Source organism: Citrobacter sp. Cf088, from assembly GCF_030334295.1.
GTDB classification, from domain to species: domain Bacteria; phylum Pseudomonadota; class Gammaproteobacteria; order Enterobacterales; family Enterobacteriaceae; genus Citrobacter; species Citrobacter freundii.
On record NZ_JAOWEE010000057.1, the window covers coordinates 426,857 to 441,303 of the forward strand.

The 14,447-nt window shown below is 50.9% G+C and carries 13 protein-coding genes; 7 read left to right on the forward strand and 6 right to left on the reverse strand.

The annotated features are described in order from the left end of the window. Positions 1 to 4 precede the first annotated feature (4 nt). The 5 genes from OGV71_RS23025 to rmf all read left to right on the forward strand — a co-directional run bounded on the left by OGV71_RS23025 (position 5) and on the right by rmf (position 5,808). Positions 5 to 1,912: an ABC transporter ATP-binding protein gene (locus OGV71_RS23025; protein WP_003846957.1), complete on the forward strand. Its 1,908-nt coding sequence runs from the start codon at positions 5 to 7 to the stop codon at positions 1,910 to 1,912. Between the two features lie 14 nt (positions 1,913 to 1,926). Next, positions 1,927 to 3,180 (forward strand): membrane integrity-associated transporter subunit PqiA, encoded by a 1,254-nt coding sequence (pqiA, locus tag OGV71_RS23030; protein WP_003035862.1) that lies wholly within the window; start codon positions 1,927 to 1,929, stop codon positions 3,178 to 3,180. A 4-nt stretch (positions 3,181 to 3,184) separates the two neighbouring features. Next, a complete protein-coding gene (gene pqiB, locus OGV71_RS23035) occupies positions 3,185 to 4,825 on the forward strand; it encodes an intermembrane transport protein PqiB (RefSeq protein ID WP_003836843.1) in 1,641 nt (546 codons plus the stop codon). Beyond that, on the forward strand, positions 4,822 to 5,385 hold the full coding sequence (pqiC, locus tag OGV71_RS23040) for a membrane integrity-associated transporter subunit PqiC (protein WP_003035868.1): 564 nt from the start codon (positions 4,822 to 4,824) through the stop codon (positions 5,383 to 5,385). Before pqiB ends, pqiC begins: the two co-directional genes overlap by 4 nt. Positions 5,386 to 5,640: 255 nt before the next feature. Continuing rightward, complete coding sequence (rmf, locus tag OGV71_RS23045) at positions 5,641 to 5,808, forward strand: ribosome modulation factor (protein ID WP_003035871.1); 168 nt, start codon at positions 5,641 to 5,643, stop codon at positions 5,806 to 5,808. A 107-nt stretch (positions 5,809 to 5,915) separates the two neighbouring features. Here the strand turns inward: rmf and fabA are convergent, their stop codons facing one another. Both fabA and OGV71_RS23055 read right to left on the reverse strand, forming a co-directional pair. Continuing rightward, positions 5,916 to 6,434 carry a bifunctional 3-hydroxydecanoyl-ACP dehydratase/trans-2-decenoyl-ACP isomerase gene (gene fabA / locus OGV71_RS23050; RefSeq protein ID WP_003035875.1) on the reverse strand — a complete coding sequence of 173 codons (519 nt, stop codon included), beginning with the start codon at positions 6,432 to 6,434 and terminating at the stop codon, positions 5,916 to 5,918. A 68-nt stretch (positions 6,435 to 6,502) separates the two neighbouring features. Beyond that, complete coding sequence (locus OGV71_RS23055; protein WP_204583784.1) at positions 6,503 to 8,263, reverse strand: AAA family ATPase; 1,761 nt, start codon at positions 8,261 to 8,263, stop codon at positions 6,503 to 6,505. Positions 8,264 to 8,448: 185 nt separating this feature from the next. Between OGV71_RS23055 and matP the strand changes: the two genes are divergently transcribed. After that, positions 8,449 to 8,901: a macrodomain Ter protein MatP gene (gene matP, locus OGV71_RS23060; protein ID WP_003035881.1), complete on the forward strand. Its 453-nt coding sequence runs from the start codon at positions 8,449 to 8,451 to the stop codon at positions 8,899 to 8,901. Positions 8,902 to 8,990: 89 nt separating this feature from the next. Here matP and ompA read toward each other — a convergent pair whose 3' ends face one another. Both ompA and sulA read right to left on the reverse strand, forming a co-directional pair. Further along, positions 8,991 to 10,049, reverse strand: a complete 1,059-nt coding sequence (gene ompA / locus OGV71_RS23065; protein ID WP_003836839.1) for a porin OmpA — start codon at positions 10,047 to 10,049, stop codon at positions 8,991 to 8,993. Positions 10,050 to 10,406: 357 nt separating this feature from the next. Beyond that, positions 10,407 to 10,916, reverse strand: a complete 510-nt coding sequence (gene sulA / locus OGV71_RS23070) for an SOS-induced cell division inhibitor SulA (protein WP_032936288.1) — start codon at positions 10,914 to 10,916, stop codon at positions 10,407 to 10,409. Positions 10,917 to 11,133: 217 nt separating this feature from the next. Here sulA and OGV71_RS23075 point away from each other — a divergent pair, with 217 nt between their 5' ends. Next, on the forward strand, positions 11,134 to 11,748 hold the full coding sequence (locus OGV71_RS23075) for a TfoX/Sxy family DNA transformation protein (RefSeq protein ID WP_003035889.1): 615 nt from the start codon (positions 11,134 to 11,136) through the stop codon (positions 11,746 to 11,748). Here the strand turns inward: OGV71_RS23075 and yccS are convergent. Then, complete coding sequence (yccS, locus tag OGV71_RS23080; protein WP_032941200.1) at positions 11,726 to 13,879, reverse strand: YccS family putative transporter; 2,154 nt, start codon at positions 13,877 to 13,879, stop codon at positions 11,726 to 11,728. The genes OGV71_RS23075 and yccS overlap by 23 nt on opposite strands. Positions 13,880 to 13,897: 18 nt before the next feature. Further along, positions 13,898 to 14,344 (reverse strand): YccF domain-containing protein, encoded by a 447-nt coding sequence (locus tag OGV71_RS23085; protein ID WP_086503917.1) that lies wholly within the window; start codon positions 14,342 to 14,344, stop codon positions 13,898 to 13,900. Positions 14,345 to 14,447: the final 103 nt, after the last annotated feature.

The following is a 14,447-nucleotide window of genomic DNA, read 5'->3' on the forward strand; positions in this document are numbered from 1 at the left end:
TTAAATGTCATTAATCAGTATGCATGGTGCATGGCTGTCGTTCAGCGATGCGCCGCTTCTTGATAATGCTGAACTGCATATCGAAGATAACGAGCGGGTCTGTCTGGTTGGCCGTAATGGCGCGGGTAAATCGACGCTGATGAAGATCCTGAACCGTGAACAGGGTCTTGACGATGGGCGTATTATTTATGAGCAGGATCTGGTTGTGGCGCGTCTGCAGCAGGATCCGCCGCGCAACGTGCAGGGTAGCGTCTACGATTTTGTTGCCGAAGGGATTGCAGAACAGGCGGTTTACCTCAAGCGTTATCACGATATCTCGCATCTGGTGATCGCCGATCCGAGTGATAAAAACCTCCAGGAACTGGCGAAGGTTCAGGAACAGCTGGATCACCACAATCTGTGGCAGCTGGAAAACCGTATTAATGAAGTACTGGAACAGCTTGGCCTGGAAGCAGACATGGAGCTGGCATCGCTTTCCGGCGGCTGGCTACGTAAGGCGGCGCTAGGCCGCGCGTTAGTGAGCAACCCGCGCGTGCTGCTGCTGGATGAACCGACGAACCACCTGGATATTGAAACCATCGACTGGCTGGAAGGGTTCCTGAAAACCTTCAATGGGACAATTATTTTCATTTCCCATGACCGTTCATTTATCCGCAATATGGCGACGCGCATTGTCGATCTTGACCGCGGCAAGCTGGTGACCTATCCGGGGAGTTACGATCAGTATCTGCTGGATAAAGAAGAAGCGTTGCGCGTAGAAGAGTTACAAAACGCGGAATTTGACCGCAAGTTGGCGCAGGAAGAAGTCTGGATCCGTCAGGGTATCAAAGCGCGTCGTACGCGTAACGAAGGTCGCGTGCGCGCACTGAAAGCCATGCGTCGCGAGCGTGGCGAACGTCGCGAAGTGATGGGCACAGCGAAGATGCAGGTCGAAGAGGCTAGCCGTTCAGGCAAGATTGTTTTCGAAATGGAGAATGTGGATTACCAGGTTGACGGAAAGCAGCTGGTGAAAGATTTCTCCGCGCAGGTGCAGCGTAGCGACAAGATCGCGCTAATCGGACCTAACGGCTGCGGCAAAACAACGCTGCTGAAGTTGATGTTAGGTCAGCTTCAGGCTGACAGCGGACGCATTCACGTCGGTACCAAGCTGGAAGTGGCCTATTTCGATCAGCACCGCGCCGAACTGGATCCCGATAAAACCGTGATGGACAACCTGGCTGAAGGTAAGCAAGAGGTGATGGTTAACGGTAAACCTCGCCATGTGCTGGGTTACCTGCAGGACTTCCTGTTCCATCCGAAACGTGCGATGACGCCAGTACGTGCGCTCTCTGGCGGGGAACGTAATCGCCTGTTATTGGCGCGTTTGTTCCTGAAACCCAGCAATCTGTTGATTCTCGATGAACCAACGAACGATCTTGACGTCGAAACGCTGGAACTGCTCGAAGAGTTGATTGATAGCTACCAGGGCACCGTGCTGCTGGTGAGCCACGACCGTCAGTTTGTCGATAATACCGTGACCGAATGCTGGATCTTCGAAGGCGGCGGTAAAATTGGTCGTTATGTCGGCGGTTATCATGATGCGCGCAGTCAACAATCGCAGTATGTGGCGTTTAAGCAGCCAGTTGCGAAAAAAACAGAGGAGCCAGCCGCTCCTAAAGCAGAAATTGTCAAACGCGGCACCAGCAAACTAAGCTATAAACTGCAGCGCGAACTGGAGCAGCTCCCCGTGTTGCTTGAAGAACTGGAAGCTAAGCTGGAAGCCTTACAGGCTCAGGTTGCTGACGCCGCGTTTTTCAGTCAGCCTCACGAGCAAACGCAACAGGTGTTAGCTAATTTGAACGAAGCGGAACAAGAACTTGAGCAAGCCTTTGAGCGCTGGGAGTATCTTGAGTCTTTGAAGAATGGCGCATAATTAAAGGAGCACCTATGTGCGAACATCACCATGCCGCGAAGCATATTTTGTGCTCGCAGTGTGACATGCTGGTGGCGTTACCTCGCCTTGAGCATGGTCAGAAAGCGGCATGTCCACGATGTGGCACTACGTTAACCGTTGAGTGGGACGCGCCCCGGCAGCGTCCCACTGCCTATGTTTTAGCCGCACTATTTATGCTGCTGCTGTCAAACCTCTTTCCCTTTGTGAATATGAACGTCGCAGGGGTGAGTAGTGAAGTGACGTTGCTGCAAATTCCCAGCGTGCTCTTTTCTGAAGATTACGCCAGTCTCGGCACCTTCTTTATCTTATTCGTTCAGCTAGTTCCGGCCTTTTGCCTGCTGACGATCCTGCTACTGGTAAACCGGGTTCAGATGCCCGAGCGGCTTAAAGCATGGCTGGCGCGCATTTTGTTTCAGTTAAAAAGCTGGGGAATGGCAGAAATCTTCCTCGCCGGCGTGCTGGTGAGCTTTGTTAAGCTGATGGCCTACGGCGATATCGGCGTGGGCAGCAGCTTTATTCCGTGGTGCTTCTTTTGCGTTTTACAGTTGCGTGCATTTCAGTGCGTTGACCGTCGCTGGCTATGGGATGATATTGCGCCAATGCCTGTCATAAAGCAGGCCTTAAAACCTGGCGTGCCTGGTATTCGACAGGGACTGCGTTCCTGCTCTTGCTGCACTGCAATACTTCCCGCTGATGAACGGGTGTGCCCACGCTGTCAGACGAAAGGCTATGTGCGGCGTAAAAACAGTCTGCAATGGACGTTGGCATTACTGTTTACGTCAATCATGCTTTATCTTCCTGCCAATATTCTGCCGATTATGATTACCGATTTGCTCGGGTCAAAGCTGCCGTCAACGATACTTGAGGGGGTGGTTTTAATCTGGAGCGAAGGCTCGTATCCGGTGGCTGCGGTTATCTTTATCGCCAGTATTATGGTGCCGACGTTGAAAATGATCGCCATTGCCTGGCTATGCTGGGACGCCAAAGGGCACGGCAAACGCGACAGTGAACGTATGCACCTGATTTATGAAGTTGTGGAATTTGTCGGTCGCTGGTCAATGATCGACGTATTTGTGATTGCGGTACTCTCTGCGCTGGTGCGCATGGGAGGGTTAATGAACATTTATCCTGCAATGGGTGCTTTGATGTTTGCTTTAGTCGTCATTATGACAATGTTTTCTGCGATGACATTTGATCCGCGTCTGTCGTGGGATCGTGAACCAGAACCAGGCCATGAGGAGTCCTGACAGCATGGAATCTAAAAGTGGGGAAGCCAAAGTGCAAAAGGTAAAAAACTGGTCGCCCGTGTGGATATTTCCTATCGTCACTGCACTCATTGGCGCGTGGGTTCTGTTTTATCACTACAGTCATCAGGGGCCACAGGTCACGCTTATTACCACCAATGCCGAAGGTATTGAAGGGGGCAAAACGACGATTAAGAGCCGCAGTGTGGACGTCGGCATCGTTGAGAGCGCAACCCTGACGGATGATCTGACCCATGTGGAGATTAAAGCGCGTCTTAACTCCGGAATGGAAAAGCTGCTGCATAAAGATTCTGTCTTTTGGGTGGTGAAGCCGCAGGTTGGACGTGAAGGTATAAGTGGGCTCGGCACGCTATTGTCCGGGGCTTATATTGAACTGCAGCCTGGTAATAAAGGCAGTAAGCTGGAAAATTACCAACTGCTGGATTCACCGCCGCTGGCCCCGCCAGATGCAAAAGGGATCCGTGTGATTCTGGACAGCAAAAAAGCCGGTCAGTTGAGTCCGGGCGATCCGGTGCTTTTTCGCGGCTATCGTGTAGGTTCGGTTGAAACCAGCACATTTGATGCGCAAAAGCGTACGATCAGCTATCAGCTTTTCATTAATGCGCCTAACGATCGTCTGGTGACCAGTAATGTGCGTTTCTGGAAAGACAGTGGAATCGCCGTAGATCTTACCTCAGCAGGTATGCGCGTAGAAATGGGTTCGCTCTCCACGCTGTTTGGCGGTGGTGTAAGTTTTGATGTGCCAGAAGGTTTAGAGCAGGGCGAGCCGGTCGCACAACAGTCAGCGTTTAATCTTTATGACGATCAAAAAAGCATTCAGGATTCACTGTATACCGATCATATCGATTATCTGATGTTCTTTAAAGATTCGATTCGTGGCCTGCAGCCTGGTGCGCCGCTGGAATTCCGTGGCATCCGCTTGGGTACGGTGAGTAAAGTACCTTTCTTCTCACCGAATATGCGCCAGGTGTTCAACAATGATTACCGCATTCCGGTGCTGGTACGCATCGAACCAGAACGTCTGAAGGCGCAGCTGGGCGAAGATACTGATGTTGGTGCTCATCTGGCGGAATTGCTTAAACGCGGATTACGGGCATCGCTCAAAACCGGGAACCTGGTGACCGGCGCGCTGTATGTCGATCTCGACTTCTACCCGAAAGAGCCGCCGATTACTGGTGTGCGTGAATTTAATGGTTATCAAATTATTCCGACCGTGAGCGGTGGTCTGGCGCAGATCCAACAGCGTCTGATGGAAGCGTTGGATAAGATTAATAATCTGCCGCTGAACCCGATGATTGAGCAGGCAACCAATACGCTGTCGGAAAGCCAGCGCACGATGAAGCATCTGCAAACCACGCTGGATAACATGAACAAGATCACGTCCAGCCAGTCGATGCAGGATCTTCCGGCGGATATGCAGAACACGCTGCGTGAACTAAATCGTAGCATGCAGGGCTTCCAGCCTGGTTCCGCGGCCTACAACAAGATGGTGGCAGATATGCAGCGTCTTGATCAGGTGCTACGTGAACTGCAACCGGTACTGAAAACGCTGAACGATAAGAGTAATGCGCTGGTATTTGAAGCGAAGGACAAAAAAGATCCAGAGCCGAAGAGGGCGAAACAATGAAAAAGTGGCTAGTGGTGATGATGGCGGTCTGGCTGACGTCATGCAGCTCCAGCGGAGAGAATAAAAGCTATTACCAGCTCCCTATCGCACAAGGCGGTGTGCAGAGCTCCGCCAATCAGGGAAACCGTCTGCTGTGGGTTGAACAGATTGCGGTACCTGATTATCTGGCCGGTAATGGGGTGGTTTACCAGACCAGCGATGTGCAATATGTTATAGCCAATAATAATCTCTGGGCCAGCCCATTAGATCAGCAATTGCGCAATACGCTGGTTGCTAACCTCAGCATGCAGTTGCCTGGCTGGGTTGTTGCTTCGCAGCCGCTGGGAAGCACTCAGGACACGCTGAACGTCACCGTAACCGGCTTCCACGGTCGTTACGATGGTAAGGTTATCGTGAGTGGAGAATGGTTGCTGAATCATCAGGGACAACTGATCAAACGTCCATTCCACATCGAAGCTGTACAGACTAAAGACGGCTACGATGAGATGGTGAAGGTTCTTGCCAACGCCTGGAGTCAGGAAGCGACGGCTATTGCTCAAGAGCTGAAACGCATCCCATAAGCTTAAATAATTGTAAATTATGCCGCCCCTGGCTCACTGCCCGGGGCGGTTTTTTTATTTTTTTAGCCGTGGAGATAGCTGTTCTGACTGACTATTTTTGTACAAATGATTTAGAGGCTAGCTCACAAATATGACACTGGCGTGAATTTTGCGCATTGACGAGCCTAATGTTTAGGGGTATTCGTTTAGTGTGATTGCACACTTAGTAATCACTGTTTTCTTTTCCACCAGACCAAAAAATGAGGGAAACGAGGCATGAAGAGACAAAAACGAGATCGCCTGGAACGGGCACATCAACGTGGATATCAGGCCGGCATTGCCGGACGCTCAAAAGAAATGTGTCCCTATCAGACGCTGAATCAGAGGTCATACTGGCTGGGAGGCTGGCGAGAAGCCATGGGGGATAGGGTTTTAATGGCCTGATTCTGTCTCTTTAGATAAAAGAAACCTCCGCAGAGCGGAGGTTTCGCCTTTTTGCACACCAGATAAAACGGAGAAACGTTAATGTCTGGCTGCTACGCCGTCCTGGATTAGAACGCGGAAGTGTCCTGGAACAGACCCACTTTCAGATCGTTTGCGGTGTAGATCAGACGACCATCAACCAGCACTTCACCATCAGCCAGGCCCATGATCAGGCGACGGTTAACGATACGTTTGAAGTGAATGCGGTAAGTGACTTTCTTCGCAGTCGGCAGAACCTGGCCGGTGAATTTAACTTCACCTACGCCCAGCGCACGGCCTTTACCTTCGCCGCCCAGCCAGCCGAGATAGAATCCAACCAGCTGCCACATGGCGTCGAGACCCAGGCAGCCCGGCATCACCGGATCGCCGATAAAGTGACAACCGAAGAACCACAGGTCTGGGTTGATATCCAGTTCAGCTTCAACATAACCTTTGTCAAAGTTGCCACCGGTTTCGGTCATCTTGATGACACGGTCCATCATCAGCATGCTTGGTGCTGGCAGTTGTGGCCCTTTTGCGCCAAACAGTTCACCGCGACCAGAGGCAAGAAGGTCTTCTTTCGTATAGGATTCGCGTTTATCTACCATGTTCTCTGTAAGCCTTATTTTATTGAAGCACGCAGGATAGCTAACACGTGTACGCTGAACAAGTCCGATCAGTTCGGAATAATCCAGTTCAGCCAACGTAGCGGCCATGGAAAACGGTGACGACCTTCCTGTTGCGTAGCCGTGGCAATACGTTCCTGAATGGTTTGCATCAGCGTTGTCTGGCCTTCGCCATCCCACACCAGATTTAACAACAGTGGCAGCGCATCAGTTACGTCGTCCACCGCCCAGATAGTGAATTTTTCTTCTTCTATGGCCTGTAGCAGCGCGGGATGCAGGCTGAGGTGTCTGACGTTAGCCGAAGGAATGATAACGCCCTGCGTGCCCGTCAGCTCACGCTGCTGGCAGATGGCGAAGAAACCTTCAATTTTCTCATTCAGACCACCGACAGGTTGCGCCCGACCAAACTGATCGACAGAACCGGTAATGGCGATACTTTGATTAACAGGCACGTCGGCGAGGGCGCTGATCAATGCGCACAGTTCTGCCATAGACGCGCTGTCACCGTCCACTTCGCTGTAAGATTGCTCAAAGGTCAGCGAGGCAGAGAAGGGGATTTGCTGCTCAAGCTGGAGTTCCGACATCAGGAACGCCTGCATAATCATCATACCCTTGGCATGAATATTTCCGCCGAGCTCAGCTTTGCGCTCAATGTCCGTAAACTCGCCGTCGCCAATATGCACGACGCAACTGATACGAGAAGGTTCGCCAAATGCGCGTGGGTGGCCTGGAAACTCAATCACCGACAAGGCGTTGATCTGGCCAATACGCTCGCCTTCTGTCTCGATAAGGATCTGCTCTTGCAGAATTTCATCCTGCATGCGTTCAGCCAGGAATCCCTCACGCCATTCGCGCTGAGCCAGCATCAGGCTGAACTGCTCAGCGTTGCAGGTTTCGCTCTCGCATAACGGGGCTACCTCTTTGAACTGTCTGGTGATCCACAGCGGGTTAAGCGGCAATGCATCCTGTTCACCGGTATAGCGGACGGCTTCACGGATCAAAACCTGCCAGGCATCAGGAGCGGGGTAAGGCAAATTATTGCGCATGGCAGTATGCGTGACCCACTGACACCACTGCGTCATGGTTTCGGCATCCACTATCTGCAGATTATCTTCAAACTCGCTGTAAATGGCCTGCTCAGCCAACTCTGGTTCCATGTCCTGGAAATCCGCCAGCGATTCACGCTCACCCACCAAAATCACTTTCAGTTTAAGCGGCATAGGCGGAACAGAGACAGGCAGTGGGCGAGACTCATCAAAAGCCACCCAATCAAAACGCTCGTGGCTGACAATGGCTTTCAGACGCATCCACAACAGAGGTTGGGCCAACAGCGTGCGCAATGAGATAACCAGCACCCCCCCATTGGCCTGATGTACCAGACCTGGCTGCAGCGTAATTTCGCCATTGAACTGACGTAGACAGCCAAACAGTTGTTCAGCTTCGGCCCAGTCAGCGCTGACCACCTGCGTCAACGTCGCAAAATTGTCTTCCGCTTTTTCAGCTGTACGATAACGAATAGTGTGACCGGAGATGTCGTAATGACCGCCAGTCAGGCTTCCTGCATCCGTGTGCAAGGGACGTGCAGCTTTTGCAATAAGGTTGAGATACTCAAGCTCCTCCGGTGCTTTCACCAACATGAACGAGGATGTTGTCCAGTGCTGAAGAAGCTGCTCTAGCGCGAATTGTAAACGTGGCTGAGTATCACTAAGTAAGGTGTCGGTGTCGTCAGTGACGTGCGGCTGTGCAAATACTTCCTGATAACTGTCGGTATCAGGAACCAGATCACGCCATGCAAGTTTCGTAATGGTCAAAGTTGATGTTTTTTAGTCTGTTGTAAAAAACGAGATTATACCGTAACCCTCACCACTAAACACCTGGAAAGCGGCGCGAAACGGTTGTGATGACGCGCGGCAGTTCACAGGCTGGATATTCTTTTCTTCAGATGCCGAAAAAGCTGATATTCTGATAAGAGTTACACGGTAACATTGAGATCGCAATGAAATATCAACAACTTGAAAATCTTGAAAGCGGATGGAAATGGAAGTACCTGGTGAAGAAGCATCGCGAGGGGGAGTTGATTACCCGCTATGTGGAAGCCAGCGCTGCCAAAGAAGCCGTTGATTTGTTGCTAACCCTCGAAAATGAACCGGTTCGGGTCAACGCCTGGATTGAAGAATACATGAACCCTGCACTGCTCAATCGTATGAAGCAAACGATCCGGGCGAGGCGTAAGCGGCACTTTAATGCAGAACATCAACATACGCGTAAGAAATCTATCGATCTGGAGTTTATGGTCTGGCAGCGTCTGGCAGGTCTTGCGCAGCGGCGCGGAAAAACACTTTCTGAAACTATAGTGCAGCTGATTGAAGACGCAGAGCATAAAGAGAAGTACGCGAACAAAATGTCGACATTGAAGCAGGATTTACAGGCGTTGCTGGGAAAAGACTAGCGGTTGGCTGGTGTAACAAGAGGCTTGTTTTGAGTGGAAACAGATGAAAAAAAACCCCGCATAGCGGGGTTTTTTTATAAGACGATAACTTAAGCCTGAGGCTGAGTTACAACGTCTTTGATGCCTTTAACTTCGATCTCAACACGACGATCCGGAGCCAGGCAGTCGATCAGTGCAGCGCGAGCTTTCACGTTGTCACAGGTGTTGCCAGTAACTGGGTTGGATTCACCCATGCCACGTGCAGAGATTTTGTCAGAAGGAATACCTTTAGAGATCAGGTAATCAACAACGGACTGAGCACGTTTCTCGGACAGACCCTGGTTGTAAGCGTCAGAACCGATGCGGTCAGTGAAGCCCAGAACCACTACGGAACCGTCTTTCGGATCCAGGTTGCTCAGCTGGCTGTACATCTGGTCCAGAGCCTGCTGGCCTTCTGGTTTCAGAGTTGCTTTGTTGAAGTTGAACAGAACGTCAGACTTCAGAGTGAAGTGCTTGGTCTGTACTTCTGGAGCCGGAGCCGGAGCAACAACTACTGGAGCTGCTTCTTCCTGCTGGCCGAAACGGTAAGAAACACCAACGCTCAACAGGCCGTTATCCGGACGACCACCAACGGTGTTCGCGTCACCGATGTTGTTGGTCCACTGGTATTCCAGACGGGTAGCGATTTCAGGAGTAATTGCATACTCTACGCCACCAGCGAATACTGGGGATACACCAGTGTCGTGGTCTTTGAAGCCTTCGTTGTTTTTAGCGTCTGCACGCCAAACCATACCACCCAGACGGGTATAAACGTCCAGATCGTCAGTGATTGGGTAACCCAGTTTAGCGGTCAGCTGAACGCCCTGAGCTTTGAAAGCGCCGTTTTGATGAGTCTGGTCGGTGTAGCCTTTGTACGGCATACGGCCTAACCAGTCGTAACCCATTTCAAAACCAACGTACGGGTTAACCTGATAACCACCGAACGCACCGGCACCCAGTTGGCTTTCGTGGGTCGGACCGGCGTTGTTGATCTGGTTGTTGCCAATATCATGGTACTGAGACCAGCCCATTTTAGCACCAGCGTACCAGGTGTTATCTTTCGGAGCGGCCTGCGCCACGGTAGCGAAACCAGCCAGTGCCACTGCAATTGCGATAGCTGTCTTTTTCATTTTTTGCGCCTCGTTATCATCCAAAATTCGCCATGAATATCTCCGAAGAGAGATAACACGGTTAAATCCTTCACCCGGGGACCAGTTCAATAGTTGCTCTACCGATATCTGCGGCTTACGCCGAGCACCCCTGGCGATGTAAAGTCTACAACGTAGTTGAAAACTTACAAGTGTGAAGTCCGTCAGGCATATGAAAAAAAAAGGCTTGTATACATAATATTTAACATTTATTGATGACTAAATGCACTGAGGATTTCCTGAAAACCGCTTGAGACAGGCGTTCGGACGAAAAACGCGTTAAAGCTCAAAGGCAAATTAAAGCATGAAAAAAAATTCCAGGATAAATCCTAATTTTACTCAATGATACAAATTCGAGTGAATTTTTAGCCCGGAATGCTGTCTCCCCGCAAGTGACTGTGCGCAAACAGGACGCATGATAAAACCCATCGCATTTCCTTCATCAGCCGCTTTTACCAGCTCGGCATGTTCATCTTCCGTTAATTCTTCTGCCAGCCAGCCGATAACGACACTGTAATTACCTGTGCGCAGCGCACGGATCATAGATTCCAGCGTATTGCAGGGGGAGAGTTGGCTAATCTGCATTACTTTTGTCAATGGAAGTCCGGCTGACTGCACCCACTCCCGGCTTAATTTTTGCTGAGGCGTCAGCCACAGCTGCCAGCGTGATTGCTGCCCTAACTGTTGCAGCAGAGGAAGCAGCAGTAGTTGCGTCATCATGGGCTGGTCCTCGCGATAGACTACTTCACTGATAAGCCCAGCGGTTGCGTTCTCTGATGAAACGCGCGCAATGCTGCTTGATGCGGAAGAGAACGACGAAGAACGATTTGCATAGCCTGAAGTGTACATAATCAATCCAGCCCTGTGAGTTACTGTATGAATATACAGTAACCCTGCCATCAACAAAGATCAACCTTATTTTCGGAAACAGGTTCGCAATTTTTAGTCATCGTCACGGGAAAAATAAAATTCATCTTGCCCCATACGCATAAGTTGCCTATTTTCGTCATTAACGGATCCGCTACTGAAAATCATTTGCTTACGTTATGATTTAAAAAGGATTTTTATGAAAGAGCTTTCTTATGCAAGGATCTATAAATCGCAGGAATATCTGGCTTCTCTGGGGACAATTCACTATCGCTCACTGTTTGGTGGCTACAGTCTGACGGTTGGCGATACGGTCTTTGCCATGGTCGCCAATGGTGAGTTGTATCTTCGCGCCTGTGAACAGAGCGCCCAGTATTGTGTACAAAATTCTCCTGTCTGGCTGACATTTATTAAGCGGGGACGTCCTCTTGTACTTAATTATTACCAGGTGAACGATGCCCTGTGGCAAAACCAGCAGCAACTGGTGTCGTTATCGCGATATTCGTTGGATGCAGCGGTTAAGGAAAAACAGAGTCGCTTTACCCAGCATCGTCTGCGGGAATTGCCGAATATGACGTTTCATCTGGAGACTCTGCTGAATGAAGTTGGAATTAAAGATGAGGGGACAATGCGGTCGTTGGGAGCACAAATGTGCTGGCTGAAACTTCGGCAAAATAACCCGGCTCTGACGGTAAAAGTACTCTATGCCCTTGAAGGCGCGGTTGGGGGGATACATGAAGCCGCGCTCCCGGCGACGCGTCGCCAGGAGCTGGTGGAGTGGGTAAGTTCTCTTACGCCGGAACCGGGGTATTAGAAGGTAGTACGGCAATTTGCTGCTGTAATCGCCGGATTTCCGGGAGCAGAGCGATCAATAACCCAACTTGCTGAACGACCAGAGGCTCTTTACTGTCCGGGCGTGGTTCCAGGTGCTGAATTCGCTGCTTCAGCCCTTCTAACGCCTGGTATACGCGTTGCTCGTCAGCGGGTTGATGGTGAAGGGCATCATCAACATAGCAAACAGCGTCATCCAGCAATGCCAGAACGTCTGGATTGGTCAACTGTTCGCGATGTGCGCCAAGCGCAGAAATATAGCTGGTAAACGTATGGTTGAGACACAGTAAACGGAACGCCGTTTCGCGGGTTTGGGCCGTCACATCCGGCTCGCTCGACATGTTTGACACCACGGAGGCGAGCTCAGCATCACGGTTATGCGCGTCACGGCGAGCGATACGGTAGGCCAGACGATTATCACGACCCTGATGATATTGTTCGAGAATTGCATCAAGGTAGCGGCAGTTAGCGTCAGTCGCCCGCTCAATTACCCGTGGTAGATTACGAAAACGCCAGTCTGGCCAGATGAAACTGACAGCCGCCCAGGCGATAGCACAGCCAATTAGCGTATCGATGACACGCGGCAGCGCAACCTCAAAGCCTTCGCCGAGCAGGTTAAAGCACAGTAATACCAGCAGCGTGATAAACATGGTGGCATGCGCATACTGGACGTTGCGAAAGGCAAAAAACAGTACACCAGTGATCACTAAAAGTATTAGCTGCCCTTCTAAAGAGGGCACAAACCACAGGATCGGTAAACCGATGGCAATTCCAACCAACGTGCCGATAATCCTGAGCGCCAGGCGATGTCGGGTGGCATTGTAGTTTGGTTGACAGACAAACAGGCTGGTCAGCAAGATCCAGTATCCGTGATTCATGCCGGTTACCTGGATAATGGCATAACCAACACAGAGCACTAACGACATGCGGACGGCATGGCGAAACAGTGCGGACTCTGGGGTGAAATTACGGCTCAGGCGTAACCAGATATCACTGAATCCATGGGGACTGTCATCAGCAAGCTGATTTTCAGACTCATTGCGCGAGAGTACCTGAGCCTGTTCAGACTCAATGGTGGCCAGTTGCGCATCGATAGCCCGCAGGTTCGATAGTAAGAATCCCAGCGTATTGAGCAGATCTGCAGGCTCACCACTGGCACGCATGCGCTCAAGTGCGGCATCTATATGGGTGAAGACGCGTTCAAAGTGCGGATCGTGCTGGTAAGGCGTGCGTAATAAAATACAACGAGACAATTGTGAACAGGCTTGTCCTTGCATCGACATCAACCGCTGGAAGCGGAACATCACATCGCTGTGACGGAAATGATCGCGTAGCGTTTGATACTGAATATGTGAGGAGCTTGCGCGTTCATGAATATCCTGCGCCACAAAATAGTAATGTAGCGTGCGACGTGTTCCCCGTTGTCCACGGTCACCGCGCAGGCGAGTCAGCAGCGACACTTTGGTCTGGTTTAGCGTTGCCATCAGTTGCCCATTAGCGAGGGCTAAATCATACAACGGCGCCTGGCTTTCATCTTCTATGTCGGGATCAAAAAGACGCGACTTCAGTTCCAGGTAGTGCGCTAATTGTTCGTAGCTGCGTGCAAGATTATCCTGTAAGGGGCGGATGGGGAACAGAAGATGTCCGGTGAGCGTCAGCAGGTTATACCAGATAGCGCCAGCGAGCAGCAGGATTGGTTGTTGATACCACTGATCGTAAAGCGAGGTGCCCAGCATCGTGTAAATGGCGATGAGCAACGCGCCAAAAGCGATGGTTGCATAGCGCTGGCCTAATCCCCCCAGCAGAATAAAACCGCTGGTGGAAAGCGTTAACCCAATAGCAAACAGCCAGGGCCATGGGAAGAGCAGTTCAACGGAGGCTGAGGCAATAAAAAAGCACACCAGCGTGATGATTAAATTGCGCAGTCGGCCCGCGAGACGATCGTCGAGATCGGTAAGTGCGGCAGCGACCATACCTAGCGTGAGAGGGATGGTCAGCTTGACGTCACCCAGCCACCAGGGCAGCGCCGTTGTACCGCATAGCGCGATAAAAATCCGCACGTAGTACAACCAGGTGCTGTTCCAGGTATAGCGTTTGAGCAGAGGACTTAACATAAAGGCCATTGGTCCTGATTATTCAAAGCGACGACGTGCATTGGCTTCACGCGCTGCACGGGCAACTTCTACTGAAACTACCCGGCGACCCACCGGCCAGAGCGCAATGGCAGCGATTTTAAAGTTCGCAATGCCAACCGGAATACCAATAATCGTTATGCACTGAGCAATACCAGAGACAATGTGCATCAGACACAACCACCAGCCGAAGAAAATCAGCCAGAAAATATTGAGCACGGTGCCGCCGGTATTCAACAGGACGCTTTTACCGGCCGGATTCAGCTCATCGACATGTATCGCTTCGTTGCCATAGGGAAACAGCGAAAGTCGGGTTATCTCCCAGCATGAACGGGTTAAGGGTAAAGTAAAAATAAGCACGACACTGACCAGCGTTGCCAGTAACCAGGCCAGGGTGGTGGCGAACCCTCCAAGCACAAAATTTAAAATATTCAGAACAGTACGCATAAACCCTCGGTTAACTCTGGTTTTCTGTGAATTCGGCAATTGTAACGTTTTTTTGGGCTGGAGCACGTTTTCTCTGGCGGTTACACTGATAAGCAAACCTCTT

Excerpts from the sequence above, each read along its gene's own strand:
- OGV71_RS23025 (WP_003846957.1), top strand. The coding sequence starts at position 5 with ATGTCATTAATCAGTATGCATGGTGCATGGCTGTCGTTCAGCGATGCG.
- pqiA (WP_003035862.1), top strand. The coding sequence starts at position 1,927 with ATGTGCGAACATCACCATGCCGCGAAGCATATTTTGTGCTCGCAGTGT.
- pqiB (WP_003836843.1), top strand. The coding sequence starts at position 3,185 with ATGGAATCTAAAAGTGGGGAAGCCAAAGTGCAAAAGGTAAAAAACTGG.
- pqiC (WP_003035868.1), top strand. The coding sequence starts at position 4,822 with ATGAAAAAGTGGCTAGTGGTGATGATGGCGGTCTGGCTGACGTCATGC.
- rmf (WP_003035871.1), top strand. The coding sequence starts at position 5,641 with ATGAAGAGACAAAAACGAGATCGCCTGGAACGGGCACATCAACGTGGA.
- fabA (WP_003035875.1), bottom strand. The coding sequence starts at position 6,434 with ATGGTAGATAAACGCGAATCCTATACGAAAGAAGACCTTCTTGCCTCT.
- matP (WP_003035881.1), top strand. The coding sequence starts at position 8,449 with ATGAAATATCAACAACTTGAAAATCTTGAAAGCGGATGGAAATGGAAG.
- ompA (WP_003836839.1), bottom strand. The coding sequence starts at position 10,049 with ATGAAAAAGACAGCTATCGCAATTGCAGTGGCACTGGCTGGTTTCGCT.
- sulA (WP_032936288.1), bottom strand. The coding sequence starts at position 10,916 with ATGTACACTTCAGGCTATGCAAATCGTTCTTCGTCGTTCTCTTCCGCA.
- OGV71_RS23075 (WP_003035889.1), top strand. The coding sequence starts at position 11,134 with ATGAAAGAGCTTTCTTATGCAAGGATCTATAAATCGCAGGAATATCTG.
- yccS (WP_032941200.1), bottom strand. The coding sequence starts at position 13,879 with ATGTTAAGTCCTCTGCTCAAACGCTATACCTGGAACAGCACCTGGTTG.
- OGV71_RS23085 (WP_086503917.1), bottom strand. The coding sequence starts at position 14,344 with ATGCGTACTGTTCTGAATATTTTAAATTTTGTGCTTGGAGGGTTCGCC.